Annotated in this window: 18 protein-coding genes; 4 read left to right on the top strand and 14 right to left on the bottom strand. The window is 64.2% G+C overall.

The window, feature by feature from the left end:
- Positions 1-8 precede the first annotated feature (8 nt).
- From AC5RTB_RS16060 to AC5RTB_RS16010, 11 genes are all read right to left on the bottom strand, one after another.
- Positions 9-1256 (bottom strand): phosphoglycerate kinase, encoded by a 1248-nt coding sequence (locus AC5RTB_RS16060; protein WP_494062048.1) that lies wholly within the window; start codon positions 1254-1256, stop codon positions 9-11.
- Positions 1257-1263: 7 nt separating this feature from the next.
- A complete protein-coding gene (gene gap / locus AC5RTB_RS16055) occupies positions 1264-2274 on the bottom strand; it encodes a type I glyceraldehyde-3-phosphate dehydrogenase (RefSeq protein ID WP_494062047.1) in 1011 nt (336 codons plus the stop codon).
- Between the two features lie 220 nt (positions 2275-2494).
- Entirely contained in the window at positions 2495-3121 is a 627-nt protein-coding gene (locus tag AC5RTB_RS16050; RefSeq protein WP_494062046.1) for a superoxide dismutase, read from the bottom strand.
- A 123-nt stretch (positions 3122-3244) separates the two neighbouring features.
- Positions 3245-4225 (bottom strand): DNA-binding protein WhiA, encoded by a 981-nt coding sequence (gene whiA / locus AC5RTB_RS16045; protein ID WP_494062045.1) that lies wholly within the window; start codon positions 4223-4225, stop codon positions 3245-3247.
- Between the two features lie 10 nt (positions 4226-4235).
- Positions 4236-5267, bottom strand: coding sequence for a gluconeogenesis factor YvcK family protein (locus AC5RTB_RS16040; protein ID WP_494062044.1), 1032 nt, complete (start codon positions 5265-5267; stop codon positions 4236-4238).
- Complete coding sequence (rapZ, locus tag AC5RTB_RS16035; protein ID WP_494062043.1) at positions 5267-6166, bottom strand: RNase adapter RapZ; 900 nt, start codon at positions 6164-6166, stop codon at positions 5267-5269. Before rapZ ends, AC5RTB_RS16040 begins: the two co-directional genes overlap by 1 nt.
- 73 nt (positions 6167-6239) lie before the next feature.
- Positions 6240-8237 carry an excinuclease ABC subunit UvrC gene (gene uvrC, locus AC5RTB_RS16030; protein WP_494062042.1) on the bottom strand — a complete coding sequence of 666 codons (1998 nt, stop codon included), beginning with the start codon at positions 8235-8237 and terminating at the stop codon, positions 6240-6242.
- A gap of 65 nt (positions 8238-8302) precedes the next feature.
- A complete protein-coding gene (locus AC5RTB_RS16025; RefSeq protein ID WP_494062041.1) occupies positions 8303-8968 on the bottom strand; it encodes a lysophospholipid acyltransferase family protein in 666 nt (221 codons plus the stop codon).
- Positions 8955-9659, bottom strand: a complete 705-nt coding sequence (locus tag AC5RTB_RS16020; protein WP_494062040.1) for an HAD hydrolase-like protein — start codon at positions 9657-9659, stop codon at positions 8955-8957. The genes AC5RTB_RS16025 and AC5RTB_RS16020 overlap by 14 nt, the downstream gene beginning before the upstream one ends.
- A gap of 62 nt (positions 9660-9721) precedes the next feature.
- A complete protein-coding gene (gene uvrA / locus AC5RTB_RS16015; RefSeq protein WP_494062039.1) occupies positions 9722-12628 on the bottom strand; it encodes an excinuclease ABC subunit UvrA in 2907 nt (968 codons plus the stop codon).
- A gap of 71 nt (positions 12629-12699) precedes the next feature.
- Entirely contained in the window at positions 12700-13077 is a 378-nt protein-coding gene (locus AC5RTB_RS16010) for a GntR family transcriptional regulator (protein ID WP_494062038.1), read from the bottom strand.
- Positions 13078-13178: 101 nt separating this feature from the next.
- Here AC5RTB_RS16010 and AC5RTB_RS16005 point away from each other — a divergent pair, with 101 nt between their 5' ends.
- Positions 13179-13817 carry an MBL fold metallo-hydrolase gene (locus AC5RTB_RS16005; protein WP_494062037.1) on the top strand — a complete coding sequence of 213 codons (639 nt, stop codon included), beginning with the start codon at positions 13179-13181 and terminating at the stop codon, positions 13815-13817.
- Here the strand turns inward: AC5RTB_RS16005 and AC5RTB_RS16000 are convergent.
- Positions 13803-14606, bottom strand: coding sequence for a trans-aconitate 2-methyltransferase (locus AC5RTB_RS16000; RefSeq protein ID WP_494062036.1), 804 nt, complete (start codon positions 14604-14606; stop codon positions 13803-13805). The genes AC5RTB_RS16005 and AC5RTB_RS16000 overlap by 15 nt on opposite strands.
- Before the next feature lie 124 nt (positions 14607-14730).
- Between AC5RTB_RS16000 and AC5RTB_RS15995 the strand changes: the two genes are divergently transcribed.
- From AC5RTB_RS15995 to AC5RTB_RS15985, 3 genes are all read left to right on the top strand, one after another.
- On the top strand, positions 14731-17277 hold the full coding sequence (locus tag AC5RTB_RS15995) for a DEAD/DEAH box helicase (RefSeq protein WP_494062035.1): 2547 nt from the start codon (positions 14731-14733) through the stop codon (positions 17275-17277).
- 66 nt (positions 17278-17343) lie between these two features.
- A complete protein-coding gene (locus AC5RTB_RS15990) occupies positions 17344-17826 on the top strand; it encodes a GNAT family N-acetyltransferase (RefSeq protein ID WP_494062034.1) in 483 nt (160 codons plus the stop codon).
- A 35-nt stretch (positions 17827-17861) separates the two neighbouring features.
- Positions 17862-19130 (top strand): alpha/beta fold hydrolase, encoded by a 1269-nt coding sequence (locus AC5RTB_RS15985; RefSeq protein WP_494062102.1) that lies wholly within the window; start codon positions 17862-17864, stop codon positions 19128-19130.
- A gap of 75 nt (positions 19131-19205) precedes the next feature.
- Here the strand turns inward: AC5RTB_RS15985 and AC5RTB_RS15980 are convergent, their stop codons facing one another.
- Complete coding sequence (locus tag AC5RTB_RS15980; RefSeq protein WP_494062033.1) at positions 19206-20240, bottom strand: TerC family protein; 1035 nt, start codon at positions 20238-20240, stop codon at positions 19206-19208.
- Positions 20241-20423: 183 nt separating this feature from the next.
- Positions 20424-22190, bottom strand: a complete 1767-nt coding sequence (locus AC5RTB_RS15975; protein ID WP_494062032.1) for a hypothetical protein — start codon at positions 22188-22190, stop codon at positions 20424-20426.
- Between the last annotated feature and the right edge of the window lies 1 nt (position 22191).

Below are 22191 nucleotides of genomic sequence, written 5' to 3'. Positions count from 1 at the left end.
TGTTGATGTCAGCGCTGCAGCGCGGTCAAGCCGGGGAGTTCCTTGCCTTCAAGGTACTCCAGGCTTGCGCCGCCACCGGTCGAGATGTGGCTGAAGCTCGATTCGTCGAAGCCGAGCCCACGGACCGCTGCGGCTGAATCACCACCGCCGACCACTGTGAGCGCGCCAGCCGCGGTTGCGTCCGCCAGTGCCTGTGCCACAGCCTTGGTACCGGCCGCGAATGCATCGAACTCGAAAACGCCCATAGGCCCGTTCCAGAAAACGGTGCGTGCCTGCGAGATGTGGCTGGCGAAGGCACTGCCCGACTCGGGGCCGATATCCAATCCCAGCCCGGAAGCACCATATTGCCCCGATTCCATGGCATCTGCCGCAAGGGTCTCGCTGCCGGCGTCCGCCGCAAACTTTTCCGCCACCACGATGTCGGTGGGCAGCACAAATTCCGTGCCGGCCTCTTTCGCGCGGGCCAGGTAGCCGCGGACGGTGTCCAACTGGTCCTCCTCAAGAAGGCTTGAACCCACCGAGTGGCCCTGGGCGGCCAGGAACGTGAACACCATGCCACCGCCGACGAGCAGGCGGTCAGCTGTGCCGATGAGGTTCTCGATCACCGCCAGCTTGTCAGATACCTTCGAACCGCCGAGCACAACCACAAAGGGCCGCTCCGGATTAGTGGTGAGCCGCTGCAGCACATCTACTTCGGCCTTGACGAGGTCACCCTGATAGGCAGGCAGACGCGATGCGACGTCGTAAACGCTCGCGTGCTTGCGGTGGACCGCACCGAACGCATCATCCACGTAGGCGCCGTTCTCGCCTGTGAGCTGCACGAGCTCTTCAGCGAAAGCTGCACGTTCGGAATCGTCCTTGCTTGTCTCACGCGCGTCGAACCGAACGTTCTGCAGGACAAGAACGCTCCCCTCAGAGAGGGCTGCCGCACGTTCACGGGCGCTTTCACCGGTGACGTCGTCGGCGAAGGTCACGTCGAAGTCCGCCAGCTCCGCAAGGCGGTCCACGGCGGGCTTGAGCGAATACTTCTCCTCGGGTGCGCCCTTCGGGCGGCCGAGGTGGGCCAATACGATCACCGCAGCGCCGGCCTCGGTGAGCTTGCGCAGAACCGGCAGCGAGGCCCGGATGCGTCCGTCGTCGGTCACACGCAGGTTCGGGAGGTCGCCGTCGAGCGGCACGTTAAGGTCCGATCGGACCAGAACGCGCCGCCCGCGGACGCCAACACTCAGCAGGTCATCCAGGGATGAGTAACTCACGTCTTCCTTAGGACAGCTTTGATGCGACGATTTCGGTGAGGTCAACGAGGCGGTTCGAGTAGCCCCACTCGTTGTCGTACCAGGAAACGACCTTCACCTGGTTGCCGATCACCTTGGTCAGGCCGGAGTCGAAGATCGAGGACGCGGGGTCCGTGACGATATCGGAGGACACGATCGGCGCCTCGGTGTAGGTGAGGTATCCCTTGAGCGGTCCGTCCGCGGCAGCGGCCTTGTAGGCGGCGTTGACTTCCTCGACCGAAACTTCACGGCTGACGGTGACGGTGAGGTCCGTGGCGGAGCCGGTGGGGACGGGGACGCGGATGGCGTAGCCGTCGAGCTTCCCCTTCAGTTCCGGCAAAACCAGGCCGATTGCCTTTGCCGCACCGGTGGACGTCGGAACCATGTTGATGGCTGCTGCACGGGCGCGGCGGAGGTCCTTGTGCGGTCCGTCCTGGAGGTTCTGGTCCGCGGTGTAGGCGTGGATGGTAGTCATCAGTCCGCGCTCAATGCCGAATTCGTCATTGAGAACCTTGGCCAGCGGACCCAGGCAGTTGGTGGTGCAGGACGCGTTCGAGATGATGTGGTGGTTCTCAGGATCGTACTGGTCATCGTTGACGCCGAGCACGACCGTGATGTCCTCGTCCGATGCGGGAGCAGAGATCAGGACCTTTTTGGCACCGGCGTCGATGTGCTTGCGTGCATCCGAAGCCTTGGTGAAGAAACCGGTGGACTCGATGACGATGTCGACTCCAAGGTCTGCCCACGGCAGGTTCGAGGGATCGCGCTCGGCGAGCACCTTGATGGTCTTGCCGTCTACGACGAGGCCGCCGTCGGCAACCTCCACGCTGACGCCAAGCCGGCCGGTGACGGAGTCATACTTCAGAAGGTGGGCCAGCGTCTCGGGGCTGGTGAGGTCATTGACGGCAACGATTTCGAGATCGGCGCCCTGTTCCAGGGCCGCGCGGAAGTAATTGCGCCCAATGCGCCCGAACCCATTGATTCCTATACGGGTAGTCACTGTTTCTATCTCCTTGATAGGGGTTACTGCCGGCGGCTCTTGCCCTCAAAAAGGCGGACCGTACCGGCGTCTGAAATCAATGCACCGCACTGTGCGCGTTTTGTAAAGCAATCGTGCCTGTGGCCACCCCGGAGTGTGACGCAGGCAACAGAGATCATCTTACGCACCGGCCACCTTTCCTGCCGGTCAGGCAGGAAAGGTTACGCCGGAGCGCAAAGGGCTACGAGAGAGTGATCAGTCCGCTCGCATTGGCACGGGCAGCCTCGAAACGGCGAGCCACATCAGCCCAGTTGACAATGTTCCAGAATGCCTTGACGTAATCGGCCTTGACGTTCACGTAATCGAGGTAGAAGGCGTGCTCCCACATATCCAGCATGAGCAGCGGGGTTGTTCCGACAGGAATGTTGCCCTGCTGATCGTAAAGCTGCTCGATGACGAGGTTGCCGCCGATAGGCTCCCAGGCAAGCAGTGCCCAGCCCGAGCCCTGCAGGCTCAGCGCTGCCGCGTTGAAGTGACCGCGGAATGCATCGAACGACCCGAACGCATCATCGATCGCAGCCGCGAGCTCACCTTCGGGCTTGTCGCCGCCGTCCGGCGAGAGGTTGTTCCAGAAGACGGAGTGGTTGACGTGTCCACCGGTGTGGAAAGCAAGGTCCTTGGACAGCTTGGGGATGTTGGTGAAGTCCCCGTTCTGGCGCGCCTCTGCGAGTTGCGCGAGGGCGTCATTGGCTCCCTTGACGTACGTTGCGTGGTGCTTGCTGTGGTGAAGCTCCATGATCCGCGCGGAGATATGCGGTTCAAGTGCCGCGTAGTCGTAGTTGAGTTCGGGCAGTACGTATTCGCTCACGAAATCCTCCAGGTCCTGTGTTGCTGTACCGGGCAGCAGCCCGGCTGTTGCGGTTCTCCAGGCGGGGCTCCGACTGCCTGACGGCACACGGAAACCCCTTGAACATCCATCCTATGCACGTATTCAGTCATCCAGCATGTCGGCAGTCACATTGGCATCGGTTCCCGGAATTCCCAGTTCCACCGCACGCTTGTCCGCCATCGCAAGCAGACGGCGAATACGGCCCGCAATTGCGTCCTTGGTCATGGGCGGATCCGCAATCCGGCCGAGCTCGTCAAGGCTCGCCTGTTTGTGGGCCACGCGAAGCTCGCCGGCATACTTCAGGTGGTCAGGCACTTCTTCTCCGAGGATCTCCAGTGCACGCTCCACGCGCGCCCCCGCGGCGACCGCGGCCTGCGCGGACCGTCGCAGGTTCGCGTCGTCGAAGTTTGCCAGCCGGTTGGCTGTGGCCCGGACTTCCTTGCGCATGCGCCTCTCCTCCCACACCATCAGGGCATCATGGGCACCCATGCGTGTGAGCAGGACCGCGATAGTGTCACCGTCGCGGATGACCACGCGGTCCACACCGCGGACTTCGCGGGCTTTAGCCGTGATACCGAGCCGGCGCGCCGCACCGACAAGGGCCAAGGCCGATTCCGGGCCCGGACAGGTGACCTCCAGGGCGGATGAGCGGCCCGGTTCGGTCAGTGAACCATGGGCGAGAAAAGCACCACGCCATACCGCTTCAGCATCCGCGGCCGAACCATTGACGACGACGGACGGCAGCCCGCGCACCGGTCTTCCACGGTTGTCCAGCAGTCCGGTTTGCCGCGCGAGCGACTCGCCGTCACGCACCACCCGGACCACATAACGGTTTCCCCGCCTCAGACCGTTGCCCGATACAACGATGATCTCACTGTTGTGCCCGTAGACGTCCGCGATGGCGGTACGCAGCCTGCGTGCAGTAGACGCCAGGTCTACCTCAGCCTCGATAACGATCCGCCCGGAAATAATGTGCAGGCCGCCGGCGAAGCGCAGGAGTGCGGAAACCTCAGCCTTGCGTACCGACGACTTTTTCACGTCGAGGTGTGAGAGTTCCTCTTTCACATCCGCGGTCAGCGCCACAGACACCCTCCTAGAATTCGCCGAACATGTCTTGGTAGGCCGTTGCCAGGCGCAACGCGTCATGAACCGGTCCGCCGCTTGAAGACCCTACTTTACCCAAGAACGCGCGGCCTCCCATCTCCCCGACCGCCGCTTCGAATTCCTCACGGTCCGCGACCACCGAAGGATCGGCGACGACGGCGTCGACACGGAACTCGGGGGCATAGCGTCTGATCACGGAGAGATGATCCACCGCGCTCATTCCCTGGGTTTCCTTGGTGTCGTTACTCAGGTTCATGGTCAGGCAGCGCCGTGCGGTGGTGTTGCACAGCGCGTCCCTCAACTCCGGCAGAAGAAGATGCGGGAGAACCGATGTGTACCAGGACCCCGGTCCAAGGATGACCCAGTCGGCCAGTTCAATGGCATTGAGCGCGTCAACGCAGGCCGGAGCGTCTTCGGGAAGGAGCCGCACCTTGCTCACGTTTCCGGCGCTTCCTGCCATCGCAAGCTGCGCCTGACCCGATACCTTGCGCAGCCGCAGGCCGCCGTCCACCTCGGTCAATACATCGCCCTCGATGGTCAACGGTACACTCGCCATGGGCAGCACACGTCCCCGTGCGCCGAGGAGCGCACCGGCCCATTGCAGGCCTGCCACGGGGTCCCCCAGCAACTCCCACAGTGTGACGATGAGGAGGTTGCCTAGCGCGTGGTTGTCGAGGGAGCCCTCCACGCCGTCCCGGGACGCGAAGCGGTGCTGCATCACGTCACGCCAGGTCCGCCCCCAGTCGGTGTCATCGCAGAGTGCTGCCAGCGCCATCCGGAGGTCGCCCGGTGGAAGCACGCCGAGTTCGTGGCGGAGTCGCCCGGAGGAGCCGCCGTCGTCGGCCACTGTAACCACGGCAGTGAGTTCGGAGGTCAGCAGGCGCAGGGCGGACAGCGACGCCGACAGTCCATGGCCGCCGCCCAGCGCGACCACTGACGGAGCATTATCCTGTGACCCGGAACCGGAACGGACGGCCGAGCTGGCTGGAATCATCGGCAGTGATCCGGTGAGGATAGCCATCATTCACGCCCGAGGTCTCGGTGGTGAGCGGTCACCTGCAGGCGGGGCAGCTGCGCAAGTCTCTTTGCGATCTCCTCGGTCACTGCGACGGATCGGTGTTTGCCACCGGTGCAGCCGAGAGCAATCGTGGCGTAGTGCTTGTTTTCGCGGCGATAACCCTCAAGCACGGGCTCAAGCGCACTGACATACCGGTCAATGAACTGGGAAGCGCCGTTCGCGTTGAGCACATAGTCCCGGACCGGCTCATCCATGCCGGTCTGGGGCCGGAGTACCGGCACCCAGTGGGGGTTGGGGATGAAGCGGACGTCCGCGACGAAGTTTGCATCGACGGGCAACCCATATTTGAAACCGAAACTCATGACGTTCAACCGCAGGACGATCGGTCCGGACTCGGAGAACAGCTCGGTGATTGTGGTGGCCAGCGCGTGCACGTTCAGCTGCGTGGTGTCCACCACGACGTCGGATGCTTGCTTCAGCTCCTTCAGCACTTCCCGCTCGTCCGAGATGCCGTCCAGGATGCGGCCGTCCCCCTGAAGCGGATGGGGGCGCCTGCCCTGCTCGAACCGCCGCACGAGGGTGTCGTCTGCTGCGTCCAGGAACAGGATGCGATAGGTGATTCCCGCCGCCCTAAGCGCTGCGAGGGAGCCCTGCACGTTCTGGAACAGCTCCTTGCTCCGCACGTCGATGACCACGGCGAGCTTGGGGATGGATTCGGGGGTCCTCGACACGATTTCGGTGAGGGTGCTTAGCATTTGCGGCGGAAGGTTCTCCACCACGTACCATCCGTGGTCTTCCAGGGCGTTTGCTGCCGTACTCCGGCCGGCACCTGACATGCCCGTCACTACAAGCAGTTCGGATTCGGCAGGTTTGACCGGCGTAAGACCGTCAGTCTGATTCATGTGTTCGTTTTCCGTCCCACCGTTGCACGCAATGTAAGCCGGGCCTCGCGGCCGACATCCACGTCTACCCTAGCTAAGAATCGAGTATTTCGCCGGTCATCATATTGACGGCAGGGGCAGGCGCCCTGTCGGTCCCTTCACCGCTGCCTTCAGCGAGTTGGCGCCGTATTGTTGCTGCCAGCGCGGGGCCTACCCCCTGCACTTCCTGCAACTCTTCGATGCTTGCCGCCTTCAGTTTCCGCACGGATCCGAAGTGCTTCAACAGTGAGCGGCGTTTCGCCGGGCCGAGCCCCGGCACCTCGTCCAGAACGGACACCGTCATGGACTTCCCGCGCTTCTGCCGATGGTACGCCAGCGCAAAGCGGTGGGCTTCGTCTCGAATACGCTGGAGAAGGAACAGCCCTTCTGACGCGCGGGGCAGGATGACCGGGAAGTCCCCCTCAGGCAGCCAGACCTCCTCGAGCCGCTTCGCCAGTCCGATGACGAAAACGTCGTCGATACCCAGATCCTCCAGGGCGCGCGCCGCCGCGCGGACCTGGGGCTGCCCGCCGTCCACAACCACAAGATTCGGCGGATAGGCAAACTTCTGGCGCACCGGTGCTTTCGGTTCGTCCGTGACCGGACCGGTAGTGCCGCCGTCGTGGCCGGGCAGGGAATCGAGCGGATTCCGCTCGGCCAGATAGTTGCGGAAGCGGCGCGAGATGACGTCGTACATGGACGATGTGTCGTCCCGGGCCGCGTCTCCGGTGATGGAGAACCTGCGATAGTCAGCCTTGCGCGGCAGCCCGTCCTCGACCACGACCATGGACGCCACCACGTTGGTGCCCTGGACGTGAGAGATGTCGAAACACTCGATCCGCATGAGCGGCATGGGCAGGTCCAGCGCCTCCTGCAGCTCCTGCAGTGCTGCGGACCGCGTGGTGATGTCGCCGGCACGGCGGCTCTTGTGGAGCCTCAATGAATCTGTTGCGTTTTGGGCGACCGTACCAAGCAGGGTTGCCTTGTCTCCGCGCTGGGGTACCCGGATGTCCACCCGGGCGCCCCGCAATCCGTGGAGCCACTCGCGCATCTGCTCTTCGTTGCTCGGCAGTTCGGGCACGAGGACCTCGCGCGGGATGCGGTTGTTACTGCTGCTGCCCTCGCCATAGACCTGCTGCAGGAGGTGCTCGACGAGGTCAGCGGTAGTCATGTCCTCCACCTTCTCGACCACCCAGCCCCGCTGTCCGCGAATTCTTCCCCCGCGTACATGGAAAACCTGCGCTGCCGCTTCGAGTTCGTCCTCGGCGAGGGCGAACACATCCGCGTCGGTGTCTTCACTGAGCACGACCGTGTTGCGCTCGAAGACCCGCTTCAGCGCCGCAATGTCGTCGCGGACGCGCGCGGCCGACTCATAATCCAGCTCAGCGACGGCAGCGGCCATCTTCTGCTCCAACTCGCGAATGAAGCGGTTGGCCTGACCGGACATGAAGTCGCAGAACTGCGCCGCAAGCTCGCGGTGCTCCTCCGGAGAGATCCGTCCGACACAGGGTGCTGAACATTTGTCGATGTATCCCAGCAGGCACGGCCGGCCGGAGCGCTCCGCGCGCTTGAACACGCCGGTGCTGCAGGTACGGACGGGGAACACGCGCAGGAGGGTGTCGACCGTCTCCCGGATCGCCTTCGCGGGATAAAACGGTCCGAAGTAACGGGTGTCCTTCCGTCGGTCACCGCGCATGACCTGGACTCTCGGGTACTTCTCCCCCAGCGTGACCGCAAGATACGGGTAGGACTTGTCATCGCGGAACATCACGTTGAACCGCGGATTGAATTCCTTGATCCAGGTGTATTCCAGCTGGAGCGCCTCGAGCTCACTGCCGACGACCGTCCACTCGACGCTTGCCGCCGTGTGCACCATGGCGCGCGTACGCGGCATCAGCCCCCGGGGATTCGCGAAATAAGAATTGAGCCTGGAGCGAAGGTTCTTCGCCTTGCCGACGTACACAACCCGCCGATGCTGGTCACGAAACCGATAAACCCCCGGGTCCTGTGGGATCTCGCCGGTTTTCGGGCGGTACGTTGCTGGATCTGCCACCCAGATATTCTACCGGCGCGCTGCAGGCGTTCGGTTGCGCCGACCGCTGGTTCCGGCGTCACCGGTCATTCTGTTGGACCCTTGTTGTAGCCGGCGGCCCTGCGCTGGCCTGTGAGCGCCGCGATGGCGTCCATGATCGTGTCAGTCGCCTGTCTGCGCGCCGGCAGTGAATGATCCGGCCCGGTCCGTTCGAAGTACAGCGGCTCACCAACCCTCATGGTGAAGTGCTGCGGCCGGATCAGGCGGCTGCCCGCCGGTTGAAGACGATCAGTGCCGAGCAGGCCCACCGGCACAACCGGCGCCCCGGTAGTCAGGGCGAGCCATCCCACGCCTGTCCTTCCCCGGTACAGCAGGCCGTCGCGGGAGCGTGTCCCTTCCGGGTAGATTCCGACACCGTCACCGGCTTCGAGCAATTCAAGCAGGGTCTTGAGCGCCTGGACGCTCGCCGCCTGCTGACCCCGCTGCACCGGAATGGACCCGACCCCCTCAAAGAAGGAGCGCATCAGCGTACCTTTAACTCCCCGGCCGGTGAAGTACTCGGCCTTCGCGAAGAAGGCAACGGGGCGGGGCATGAGCGCCTGCACGAGGACGCTGTCCAGGAAGGAGAGATGGTTGGGGGCGACGATGAACCCGCCGCCGGCCGGAACGTGTTCCAGCCCGACGACGGTGGGCCGGCACAGGCCGGCGATCAGTCCGCGGGTGCTGCTGCGGGTGAGGTCATAGACGCCCATGGCTCACCGCCCGGTCGGGCCCGGTATAGGCGAGCACGCGCTCGAGCAGCGCTGGCGAGGAGGATACGACGGCGGCGGGATGGGCCGCCGCGAACTCCTGTGCGCTGCCGAATCCCCACTCAACGGCGATACAATCCAGGCCGTTGGCTGCGGCGCCTTCGATGTCGTGGGAACGGTCCCCGATCATCAGTGCCCGGTCGAAGCAGCCTTCGTGTTCGGCCAGTGCGGCGCCGATGATGGTCTTCTTCCCGTCCAGCAGGGCGGCCGCCTGCTCATCATCAGGTGAGCCGTGGATGGACTCGAAAAGCTGTGTCATCCCCTGGACTTCGAGTAGCTCACGAGCCAGGCGCTCGGGCTTCTGGGTGGCCACCGCGACAAGGTGGCCACGGTCCCTGAGTGCGAGGACGGCTTCGATGATTCCCGGATACGGCCTGCTCTCCGCCATGCCGTGCGCCCGGTAACCGGCACGGTAGACGGCAATCACCTCGTCGATGCGGTCCTGCGGGACCTTGGCGATATCTGCGAGTGAACGCACCAGCGCAGGCCCGACCATGCGTCGCATTTCTCCAGCAGCCGGCACCGGCAGCCCCAGCGTCCGCAGCGCCTCGGAGATTCCGCCCGTGATCGCACCCTCGGGGTCCACCAGCGTTCCGTCCAGGTCGAAAAGGAGGAGGAGCCGCGTATTCTTCACCGGGCAAGTTTCCCATAGCGCGTGCCGCGCCGGAAATTGCATTCCGGCGCTGGAATATGGGGTTACGCCTTCAGGACCTCGGCCAGGAACTGACCCGTGTGGCTTCCCTCGGTGGCCGCAACCTGCTCCGGAGTACCGGTAGCGATGATTTCACCACCGCCGGAACCACCGTCGGGGCCGAGGTCGATCACCCAGTCCGCACTCTTGATCACGTCAAGATTGTGTTCGATGGTGATGACCGTATTCCCCTTTTCCACCAGGCCCTGAAGTACCAGCAGCAGCTTGCGGATGTCTTCGAAGTGGAGCCCCGTTGTGGGCTCATCGAGGACGTAGATACTGCGTCCGTTTGAGCGTTTCTGCAGTTCGCTGGCGAGCTTCACACGCTGCGCCTCGCCGCCGGAGAGAGTAGTGGCAGGCTGCCCCAGACGAACGTAGCCGAGGCCGACGTCGACCAGCGTATTCAGGTGCCGCGCGATCGGGGTAAACGCCGCGAAGAACTCCGCCGCCTCCTCGATCGGCATGTCCAGCACGTCTGCGATCGTCTTGCCCTTGTAGTGCACCTCAAGGGTTTCCCTGTTGTACCGCGCCCCGTGACACACCTCGCACGGCACGTAGACATCGGGCAGGAAGTTCATTTCGATCTTCAGCGTGCCGTCACCTGAGCAGGCCTCACAGCGGCCGCCCTTGACGTTGAAGGAGAACCTCCCGGGCAGGTAGCCCCGGACCTTCGCCTCCGTGGTTTCCGCAAACAACTTGCGGATGTTGTCGAAAACTCCGGTGTAGGTGGCGGGATTTGATCGCGGTGTCCTGCCGATCGGGCCCTGGTCAACGTGGATTACTTTGTCGAGGTGCTGCAGTCCGTCGATCCGGCGGTGGCGTCCGGCAACCTGTTTGGCACCGTTGAGCTTGTTGGCGAGGACCTTGTACAGGATCTCATTGACCAGCGTCGACTTGCCCGACCCGCTCACGCCCGTCACCGCAGTCAGCACACCCAGCGGGAAGGTTGCGTCTACGCCCTTGAGGTTATGTTCGCGGGCACCCACAACCTTGAGCTGCCTGGAGCGGTCGATCTTCCGGCGTTTGGCCGGCGGCTCGATCTTCCGCCGACCCGACAGGTAATCGCCGGTGATGGACTGCTCGTTCCGGAGAAGATCCTCCAGCGAACCCGAGTGGACAACCTGGCCCCCGTGCTCACCGGCACCTGGTCCGATGTCGACGATCCAGTCAGCCTCGCTGATGGTGTCCTCGTCATGTTCGACGACAATCAGGGTGTTACCCAGGTTCCGCAGCCGGGTCAGGGTCTCGATGAGACGCCGGTTGTCGCGCTGGTGGAGACCGATGGAGGGCTCGTCCAGGACGTACAGAACTCCGACCAGGCCGGAGCCGATCTGGGTGGCCAGGCGTATGCGCTGGGCTTCCCCGCCGGAGAGCGTTCCCGCAGCCCGTTCGAGGTTGAGGTACTCAAGGCCAACATCGAGAAGGAAGCGGAGCCGCGCCTGGATCTCCTTCAGCACCTGGGACGCGATCTGGGCCTCACGGCCAGTGAGGACGAGATTGTTCAGGAAGTCGGCGCAGTCCCGCATAGGCAGCGCAGCCACCTCGGCGATCGACCGCCCGTTGATCAGGACGGAGAGTGATGCCGGGTTCAGCCGCGCGCCCCCGCATTCCGGGCACGGGACCTGCCGCATGTACTCCTCGTAGCGATCCCGCGCGTAGTCGGACTCCGTCTCGAGGTGCTTGCGGTGGATGTACTGGACGGCGCCCTCAAACCCGGTACTGTACTTCCGCTCACGGCCGAAGCGGTTGCGGTACTGCACTACGACCTTGTGATCCTTGCCGTACAGGGCGGCATCACGGGCGTGAGCGGGCAACTTCTTCCAGGCAGTGTCCATGGAAAAGTTCAGTTCCTTGGAAAGTCCCTCCAGGAGGCGGGTCCAGTACTCAAGTGTGGCTGTGCCAAGCGCCCAGGGCGCTATGGCTCCCTCGCGGAGAGAGAGGTCGGGGTTGGGAACAACGAGTTCCTCATCGACCTCGAGCTTGGTGCCAATGCCCGTGCACCTGGGACATGCACCAAAGGGGTTGTTGAAGGAGAAGGACCGCGGCTCGATCTCGTCGATTGCGAGCGGGTGTTCATTGGGGCACGCCAGGTTCTCCGAGAAGGCACGCAACCGGTGGGGGTCATCGGAATCCAGGTCGACGAAGTCTGCGAGCACTCTGCCCTCCGCCAGCTTGAGCGCCGTTTCGACGGAATCGGTGAGCCGTTGCCGGACGCCTGGCTTGATGACCAGGCGGTCCACGACCACCTCAATGGTGTGCTTGAACTGCTTGCCCAGCTTGGGCGGATCAGTCAGTTGGACGAGGTCGCCGTCCACCCGGGCACGCGAGTAGCCCTTCGCGGCAAGGTCCTGGAAGAGGTCCACGAATTCGCCCTTGCGGCCCCGCACCACGGGCGCGAGCACCTGGAAGCGGGTCCCCTCCTCGAGCTCCATGAGCTGATCGACGACCTGCTGGGGAGTCTGTTTGGTGACCGCCTCCCCGCACTCCGGGCAATGCGGCCTTCCCACGCGGGCCCACAACAACCGCATGTAGTCGTAGATCTCAGTGATGGTTCCGACGGTGGAGCGCGGGTTCTTGCTGGTGGATTTCTGGTCGATCGAAACCGCCGGCGACAAGCCCTCGATGAAGTCCACGTCCGGCTTGTCCACCTGTCCGAGGAACTGGCGGGCGTAGGCGGAGAGTGACTCGACGTAGCGGCGCTGCCCCTCGGCGAAGATGGTGTCGAAGGCGAGGGAGGATTTACCGGAGCCGGACAGGCCGGTGAAGACGATCATTGCGTCCCGCGGCAGGTCGAGATCGACGTTGCGCAGGTTGTGTTCCCGTGCGCCCTTGACGACAAGCCGTGAGAGGTCCTGCGGCATTTTGTCAGGGTCGGACAGAGCGGAATCCACGGAGGTAGCTATAGACACCATCCCACTTTAGTGGAAACGGTGTTCGAAGACTTGTTCGAATGACAGTATTGGCGGCGTGTCGCGCTCAATGTTCACCGACGGCGCAGAGCTGCGCGCAGATATGAGACTGCTTCATCCTCAGTGAGGCCGTTGGCCTTGATCAGGCGGGCGTACTCGGCAGCGCCTTCCGCAGCCTTGCGCCGTGCCTCGTCCCCGGCGGCCGCGACGACGGTCCCCGCCCGCGAGCGCGTGACGACAATATGCGCCTGTTCCAGTTCCCGGTAGGCCCGGGCGACCGTATTGACGGCCACGCCCAGGTGGCCGGCGAGAGTGCGCACCGGCGGCAGACGAGTGCCCACCGGAAGGGACCCGTCATTGGCGGCGTCCAGGATCTGCACTCGCAACTGTTCGTACGGGGGCACTGAGCTGTTCGAATCGATCCGCAGCCACGCCGATACATCAGAATTCACGGTGCGCGCTCCTGGACGACAGTGGAAGGGTGCTCACATTCTGCCATGTGGTGTGGTGCATCACCATCGGTATTGGACCTATCGGTATTAGAGTTGCCACCATGCATGACCTTTCCGAGGTGACCATCCGCAGTATCTCTGTCAGCGAGATGGATAACAATGTCTACCTCATCACGGCGAAGGCGACCGGAGCGCAGGTTCTCATCGACGCTGCCGACGACGCTCCCGCCATTCAGCGCTTGATCGCCGACGGCGCAAAGGATGCAGACGTTCCTGCCAAGCTTGCCCTGATCGTCACGACCCACTCACATTGGGACCATGTGCGTGCGCTCGCTGAGGTGGTGCGCACGACGGGTGCCCGCACCGCTGCGGGCGCCGAGGATGTCAATGACATTGCGGTGCCCACCGATGTTCCGCTCAGCGATGGGGACATAGGCACCTTCGACGGCTTTACGCTGGAAGGCATCTCCCTGCGCGGCCATACCCCCGGGTCGGTCGCGCTCGCCTACCGGGATCCAAACGGCCCGGTGCACCTCTTCACGGGCGATTCCCTCTTCCCTGGTGGCGTCGGCAACACGGGCGGGGATCCGGAGCGTTTCGAGTCGCTGTACAGCGACGTGGTGGAGCGGATCTTCAACAGGTTCGACGACAATACGATCGTCCACCCCGGTCACGGGAAACCGACCACACTCGGCGCGGAGCGGCCGTCGCTCCCGGAATGGCGCTCACGCGGCTGGTGAGTCCGCAGGTGCAGGCTTGACGCCCACCGCAAAGATCCGTCTGAACGGGAAGATTGTGGCGCCGTCGGGCTCGCGGGGATACGCGTCGGCGAGCATGTTGGCGTAGGTGCGCTCAAACTCCGCCGCCTCGGCATCAGGAAGCGCCTCGAGCACCGGGCGCAGGCCGCTCCCCCGAACCCACTGGAGCACGGGATCCGCTCCGGCGAGCAGATGCTGGTAGGTGGTCTCCCACGCGTCGGCGTCCAGGCCGGCATCGCGCAGCAGGCGAAGGTATTCGTGTGGTGCGCTGACGGCGTCGTCGTGCCTCAGGACGGAGCCGAGCTGCGCTTTCCAGCGCTCCGACTCTGCGAGCGTGCGCATCAGTACATGCGAAGGCGCCGAGAAGTTGCCGGGGACCTGGAACGCCAGCCAGGCCCCTTGCCCGAGTTCTGCGGCCCATTGGGCAAGCATTGCCTGGTGGCCGGGGATCCACTGCAGCACTGCATTGGAAACAACGACGTCGGTGCCCGGCTCCGGCGCCCAGACGCGGACATCCGCCTCTGCGAAGGACAGGTTCGGGGGTGAGTCATCCAGCCGCTCGGCGCGGTCGATCATCTCCCGGGAGGAATCGATACCAAGTACCTGGGCGTCCGGCCACCTGCGCGCAAGCACGGCGGTGAGTTCACCGGACCCACAGCCAAGGTCGACGACCCGCCGCGGGGCGGAATGGCCGATGCGTCCCACCAGGTCGAAGAAGGGCAGGGATCGGTAATCGGAAAAGGCGGCGTACTGTGCGGGGTCCCAGCGCATGAGCCCAAGCCTACGGCCGAGGGGCCCAGAGCCGGGTACCCGTTGCAGGCACCCGCGGCGGGCACCTGCAAGGAGCGGGCGCCGTAAGCGCTATCGTCAGGTCGACCGGATAGGCTGGGAGGACATGAGCATCCAGGACCACCTCCCCCAGACCGGGCGCCCGGGCACACTCGACGCCGACGCCGTGTACTCAGCTTTTCATTCGTGGTCCGAGAGCACGGGCATCAGTCTGTACCCCGCACAGGACGAGGCTGTTCTTGAGCTCGTCTCCGGGAACAACGTGATCCTCGCGACCCCCACCGGTTCCGGGAAGTCGCTGGTAGCGGTTGCCGCCCACTTCCACGCCATCGCTGAAGGACGCCGGAGCTACTACACCGCCCCTATCAAGGCGCTGGTCTCCGAGAAGTTCTTCGCCCTGTGCGCGATCTTCGGTGCCGAGAACGTCGGTATGGTCACGGGTGACTCGGGCGTGAACCAGGACGCTCCCATCATCTGCTGTACCGCGGAAATCCTGGCGAATATAGCACTGCGTGAGGGCGACCGCGCGGATGTCGGCACGGTCATCATGGACGAGTTCCACTTCTACTCGGACCCGCAGCGCGGCTGGGCCTGGCAGGTACCGCTGCTGGAGCTTCCACAGGCCCAGTTCCTCCTGATGTCCGCGACTCTCGGCGACGTCGAGCGTTTCGAGAAGGAACTCACTGAGCGGACCGCGCGTTCGACGGTGCTGGTCAGCTCCGGGGACCGGCCGATTCCGCTCAACTTCTACTACTCCGAAAATCCCCTCCAGGAAGCACTCGAGGAGCTGCTCTCGACACATCAGGCCCCCGTTTATGTGGTGCACTTCAGCCAGGCGGAAGCGATTGAGCGCGCACAGAACCTGATGAGTATCAACGTCTGCACGCGTGAGGAGAAGGACCGGATTGCGGCGCTCATCGCGAACTTCCGGTTCTCGTCCGGCTTCGGCAAGACACTGAACCGGCTGGTACGCCACGGGATCGGTGTGCATCACGCCGGAATGCTGCCGAAGTATCGGCGGCTGGTGGAGCAGCTGGCCCAGGCGGGACTGCTCAAGGTGATCTGCGGTACCGACACGCTCGGCGTGGGAATCAATGTTCCCATCCGCACCGTCCTGCTGACCGCCCTCAGCAAGTACGACGGCGTCCGCACCCGCCTGCTCAATGTGCGGGAGTTCCACCAGATCGCCGGCCGTGCGGGGCGGGCAGGCTACGACACGTCCGGAACCGTGGTGGTGCAGGCACCGGACCACGTGGTGGAAAATAGCAAGGCCATGGCAAAAGCGGTCGCGAAATTCGGCGACGATCAGAAGAAGCTACGCCAGGTGGTTCGCAAAAAGCCGCCGCAGGGGTTCGTCTCCTGGGGCAAACCCACCTATGACCGCCTTGTAGAGGGTACGCCGGAGCCGCTCGGATCCAGTTTCGCCGTGAGTCACTCGATGCTGCTGAACCTTCTCGAACGCCCGGGAGATCCGCTCCGTGCCGTCCAGAACCTGCTGCGCGGCAACCATGAAACGCCCGCGCGGCAGTACGCGCACCTTCGGAGGGCAATCAGCATCTACCGGGAGCTGGTCACCGCAGGCATCGTGGAGCACCTTCCCGAGCCGGACGAGGAAGGCAGAACGGTGCGCCTCAGGGTCCACCTGCAGGCCAACTTCGCGTTGAACCAGCCGCTGTCCCCCTTCGCTCTCGCCAGTCTGGAGCTCCTTGACCCGGAGAGCCCGTCCTACGCGCTCGATGTCGTTTCGGTCATCGAGGCGACGCTGGAGAAGCCCCGCCAGGTACTCAGCGCGCAGGAGAAGAAGGCACGCGGTGAGGCAATAGCCGCAATGAAGGCCGACGGCGTCGATTACGACCAGCGGATGGCGCTGCTCGAGGATGTCTCCTACCCGCAGCCGCTCGCGGAGCTGCTGCAGCACGCCTTCGAATCCTACCGGTCCGGCGCGCCCTGGCTTGGTGACTTCGAGCTGACCCCGAAGTCAGTCGTCCGCGACATATATGAGCGGGCAATGAACTTTGGCGAGTACATCGCGTTCTACTCCCTTGCGCGGTCGGAGGGCATCCTCCTGCGGTACCTGGCCGACTGCTTCAAGGCCCTCCGCCAGACCGTACCCCGGGATGCGCTGCGCGAAGATCTGACCGACATCATCGAGTGGCTCGGCGAGTTGATCCGGCAGGTGGATTCGAGCCTGCTCGACGAATGGGAGCAGCTGGCGGCCGGCGCGGGCAGTTCGGCGCCGGGAACCGTCGACCTCCCGCCGGAGCCTGATTCGGTCACCTCCAATGAGCGGGCGTTTCGCGTCATGGTCCGCAATGAGATGTTCCAGCGGGTGCAGCTTTTCGCGGCGGAGGACGACGAAGCGCTTGGCCGGCTGGACGAGTCGTCAGGTTGGGATGCGGACCGCTGGGCCGAAGCCATGGACGGCTACTTTGACGCCCACGACGACATCGACGACGGTCCCGACGCCCGCGGTCCGGCGCTGCTCATCATCCGGCTGGTTCCCGGCCGCTGGGAAGTGCGCCAGATCTTCAAGGATCCGTCCGGCGACCAGGACTGGGGTATCAACGCGGTGATTGATCTGGCAGCCTCGGACGAGGCTGGGTTCCCGGTTGTCGCGATCACGTCGGTCGGGGCCCCTGACCCCGGCCCGTAGCGCCTCCAGGCCTTCCACCCATCGTTGACGCTCGGCGTGGCCCACCGGCCAGTACGCTTGGGAAGCATGACTGCGATCCGCGAAGCACGTCGTGAAGACGTGCCCACCATCCTGCAACTGATCCACGACCTCGCGATCTATGAGAAGGAGCCTGACGCCGTCCGCAACACGGTCGAAGGGCTCGAGGATGCCCTGTTCGGCGCCAACCCACGCATCTTCGCCCACGTGGCCGAGGACGACGGCGGCATTCAGGGTTTCGCTCTGTGGTTCCTCAACTACTCCACCTGGGAAGGTGTGCACGGCATCTACCTGGAGGACCTGTACGTGCGTCCGGAAGCACGCGGGTCCGGTTACGGGAAAGCGCTGTTGCAGACCCTCGCGGGCATCGCCGCCGAACGAGGCTACGCGAGGGTCGAGTGGTCCGTACTGAACTGGAACGAGCCTTCGATCGAGTTCTACCGGAGCCTCGGAGCGCTGCCCCAGGATGAGTGGACGACCTTCCGGCTGACGGGAGCGCCGCTGGCTGAGTTCGCGGGAACCGGCAAGTGAGCTCCGTGAGGCACCGGGCGGGAGCCTCCCGCGTGATGCGCGGCGTCCGGACCACTCCGCACCGGTTCGCTGTGCCCCTTGATCACGGGAATCCGGGAAGCGAGCACATTTCGCTCTTCGCGCGCGAATACAGTTCGACGGATCATGACGATGCCGCTGCCGCGCAGCTTCCGTGGCTGTTGTTCCTGCAGGGCGGACCCGGTGTACGCGGCAACCGCTCCACGCAGCTCTCCGGCTGGATGAAGGCCGCTGCACGCGACTTCCGAATCCTGATGCTTGACCAGCGCGGTACGGGACTCTCCACTCCCGCCGACCTCGTGACCCTTCCGAGCCGTGGTACCCCGTTGGAGCAGGCACAGTACCTGCGACACTTCCGCGCCGATTCCATTGTTGGGGATGCGGAACTGATGCGGTTGGCCTTGGACTCACCACCCTGGACGGTGCTCGGGCAAAGCTTCGGCGGATTCTGCACACTCTCCTACCTGTCCTTCGCGCCGGAAGGGGTCGAGCGTGCCCTCATCACCGGCGGGTTGGCTCCCCTCACCGGTCCGCCCGAACGCGTATACCGCTCCACTTTCGAACGGGTAGCCAAACGCAATGCCGAGTACTTCGCGCGCTATCCCGAGGACAGGGCAATCACCACCCGCATAATGCGCCACCTCGGGCGGGTCGAGGAATGCCTGCCCAGCGGTGAGCGCCTCAGCCCACAGCGCTTCCAGATGGTCGGCTCGTACCTGGGTGGCAACACGCGGGTCGACGCCCTCCACTACCTGCTTGAGGACGCGTTCGCCGGAACCGGCGGGGGCGATCGGCTCTCCCCCGCCTTCCTCGACCAGCTGCAATCCGTGGTGAGCAGGCGCTCGAACCCGCTTTACGCCCTCCTCCACGAGTCCATCTACTGTCAAGGCGGACCGTCCAATTGGGCTGCCTGGCGGGTGCTGCAGGAGTACCCCGACTTCGCGCCCGATGCACCTGATCCCCTGCTGACCGGTGAGATGATCTACCCCTGGTATTTCGACGAGGACCCGGCACTGGTTCCGCTCAAGGAAACTGCTCGGCTGATCGCCGCAGTTGACGACTGGGGACCCCTGTACGACCTCCCGCAGCTGGCCGCCAACACAGTGCCGGCAGCGGCCGCTGTGTACAGCGACGACATCTACGTCGACCGGGACCTGTCCCTGGAGACTGCGGCCTCTGTGCGGGGCCTGCGGGTCTGGGAAACCTCGGAATTCCACCATGACGGAATCAACGACGACGGGGACGCCATCTTCTCCCGGCTGCTCGCCATGACCCACCCGGGCTAGGGCCTCCCGCCAACAGAAGGCGCCGGCCCTGCATGTGCAGGACCGGCGCCTTCTGCGCTGTCAATCAGGGGTTGCTCAGGACTCCGGACCACCAATGCGGGCGCGCTCGGCGTCCGCTGCAAGTTCGGCGTCGATCTTCGCCCGCTTGCCGGCCGGGCTGACCAGGCTTGCGATGACCGCGATGACAATGGTGGCGACAATGAAGCCGAGGGAGGCGAAGGTCGGGATCACAGGCGCCCACTCGATGTGCTGGCCACCATTGATGAAGGGCAATTCGTTCTCGTGCATGGCGTGCAGGATCAGCTTCACGCCGATGAAGGCGAGGATGATCGAGAGCGCGTGCTTGAGGAAGATAAGGCGGGTCATGAGGCCACCCAGGAGGAAGTACAGCTGGCGCAGGCCCATCAGTGCGAAAAGGTTGGCCGTGAATACGATGAAGGGGCTCTGCGTCAGTCCGAAGATAGCCGGGATGGAATCCACGGCGAACAACAGGTCGGTCAGGCCGATCGTGATGAACACGATGATCATCGGAGTAAAGACCTTCTTGCCGTCCACCACCGTGCGGATCTTGTTACCGTCGTAGTGCTCGGACATCGGCAGCACGCCGCGCAGCTTACCGATGAGCTTGTTCTCCTTCTCCTCTTCTTCCTCACCGGAGTCCTTCGCCTGGTGATAAGCGGTCCAGAGGAGAAAGGCGCCGAAGATGTAGAAGATCCAGGAGAAGTTGCTGATCAACGCGGCGCCGAGCATGATGAAAATGCCGCGCAGGATAAGGGCAATGATGATGCCCACCATCAGCACTTCCTGCTGATACTTCCTGGGGACGGAGAACCTGGCCATGATGATGATGAAGACGAACAGGTTGTCAATGCTCAAACTGTATTCAGTCACCCAGCCGGCAACGAACTGGCCGCCGAACTCGGGCCCGGTGACAGCGAACATGATCGCCGCGAAGACCAGCGCGAGTGCCACGTAGAACGACACCCATAGCCCGGCTTCCTTCATGGACGGCTCATGCGGGCGCTTCACCACGAGCAGGAGGTCGAACAGGAGTATCAGACCCAGAACGACAAAAGTGCCTATCTGAAAGGCAGGGGGCAGTTCAAGCACAAGGAACCCTTTCCAAGGTACAACGGGATTCGCAAGTCTCTCCGTCGCAATACTGTGTGCGACCGCTACGCCCGGCTGGCCGTCGTCGGCCTGCGTGTTGACGTTCGTAGCGCAAAAGGATACTCCCCTACGTTCGACCCATCGTACCTGCGTTTCAGTACGGATGAAGAAACGTGTCGTGGGTCAGAAACGCCGCGGGGCAAGCGCAGCAACCCGGGCAACGATCTCCGGCTCGGTCCAGTAGTCGCTGTGGCTACGGACTATGCCGTCGGCGCGTGGGTCCGGCAGCTCCCGGTTCGAGGCGTGGACAATGGGGAAGCCGATCGGGTCGGTGTCCCGCCAGAAGTTGGTCCAGCTCCGGGTGCCGGCCGCGACCTCAGCCAGGAGCTGCGGCGTGAAGGTGGCTGGAAAGAACCGGGTGTATACCGAGCCCAGCGGCGACCCCGTCGTGACCAGGTGCGGACGCACCGTGGCAGTGCGCGCCCGCGCAATGAGCCACGCGCAGAGCACCGACCCCTGGCTGTGGGCGACGAGTACCACCTCACCTCCGGCGTGGCGGTCAACCAGCTCGGAGATGCCGTCGACCACTGCGTCCCGGTATGACGACCCGGCCAATGGATGGTCCCTTACCGGCCAGAAGCCGGCGACGTCGGCAATCTTCCCGAGCACCTCCCGCATGGGACGGAGCTGTCCGAGAAGCACCACCAGCACCACTACCGCACCCGCGATCTGCAGCCCCAGTATCGCCAAGGCCAGCCACGGACCACCGAGCCGGCCTTCTCCGAGGAGGACCGCCGTCGTCATAGCGGCCAAGGCCAGCGCGATCGCGAGCGGGAGGATCCGGGGCAGCAACCGCGGCGCCGCGGCAGAGAAGCTATGCCACCAGCGCCCGCGGGCGGCCCTGCCGCCGGCGAGGGGCGGCAGACCCGGCCCTGGAACGGAAACCAGCACGACGGCGGCGGCCACCAATGCTGCCACCACGGCGATGAGCGCGAGAAAAGGAAAGAGGTCGAGGCGGCTGTCGCCCGGGTCAGCGGGATTGTCGTACGGAAGGAGAATGCCCGAGTGCGGCTGCGGCCCGCGGACCCATCCAAAAAGGCCGGTGACATAGCCCAGCAGGTTATCCATGACCATGCGGACAAGAGCAGTCACCGCGTGCATGAGGGGTACGGCGACAGCGAGCAGGATGCCTGCGGCCGCGAGCGGCGCATTCGGGCGGTTTGCGCCCCCAGAACCGATATTGCTGCGGATGGCCAGAAGAAGCGAGGCGGCGAAAGCGATGCCTGTGCTCAATGCGATCCACAGTGCCATGGCATCCAGCCGGGACACACCATCGGGCATGGGTGTGGATGGCCACCCGCTGTGGATGAGCTGGGCCGGTGGGGCGAGGCTCAAGAGAATTCCCGCACCGATCACGACTGCTGCGTGCGCCAACGGCAGGACATGGGAGCGAAGCTGGCCTGACTGGGCTTTCACCACGGTCAGGTAGCGGTGCGCCAGCCAGGTGGTGAGCAGGGCTGCAGCGATCAGCGGCACGGCCCGCAGGACGGACGGCATGAGGTTGAGATAGCGCAGGATTGTTTCGCCCAGCACGATCAGCCAGGCAAGCTGCGACAGGGTCAGAACCACAGCGACTGCAGCCACGGTTGCGCGCAGGAAGGCGGCGGAGGCGGTACCTGCTCCGACGGGCTCCATGCGCCCGGCCACGTTCGCGAGCGTGAACGGGAACGCGAGGTACCACAGAAAGCCTGTTGTCTGCCGGCGGGACCGCGACCAGTTGAGGATGCGCAAACGGTGATCCGGCAGCGGTGGCGGTGTTGCTACCTGAACCCAGGAGTTCAACCGCTTCTCCACAGGCAGCCCGAGGCTGGTGTAGTACTCGTGGTCCCCGATGCCGTGGATTCGGATCTCGGTGAACGACCCGCTGCCGACTCCTGCCTGTTCCGTCATG

Source organism: Arthrobacter sp. M71 S08 (assembly GCF_059089725.1).
This window is presented reverse-complemented; position numbering and strand designations above follow the sequence as displayed.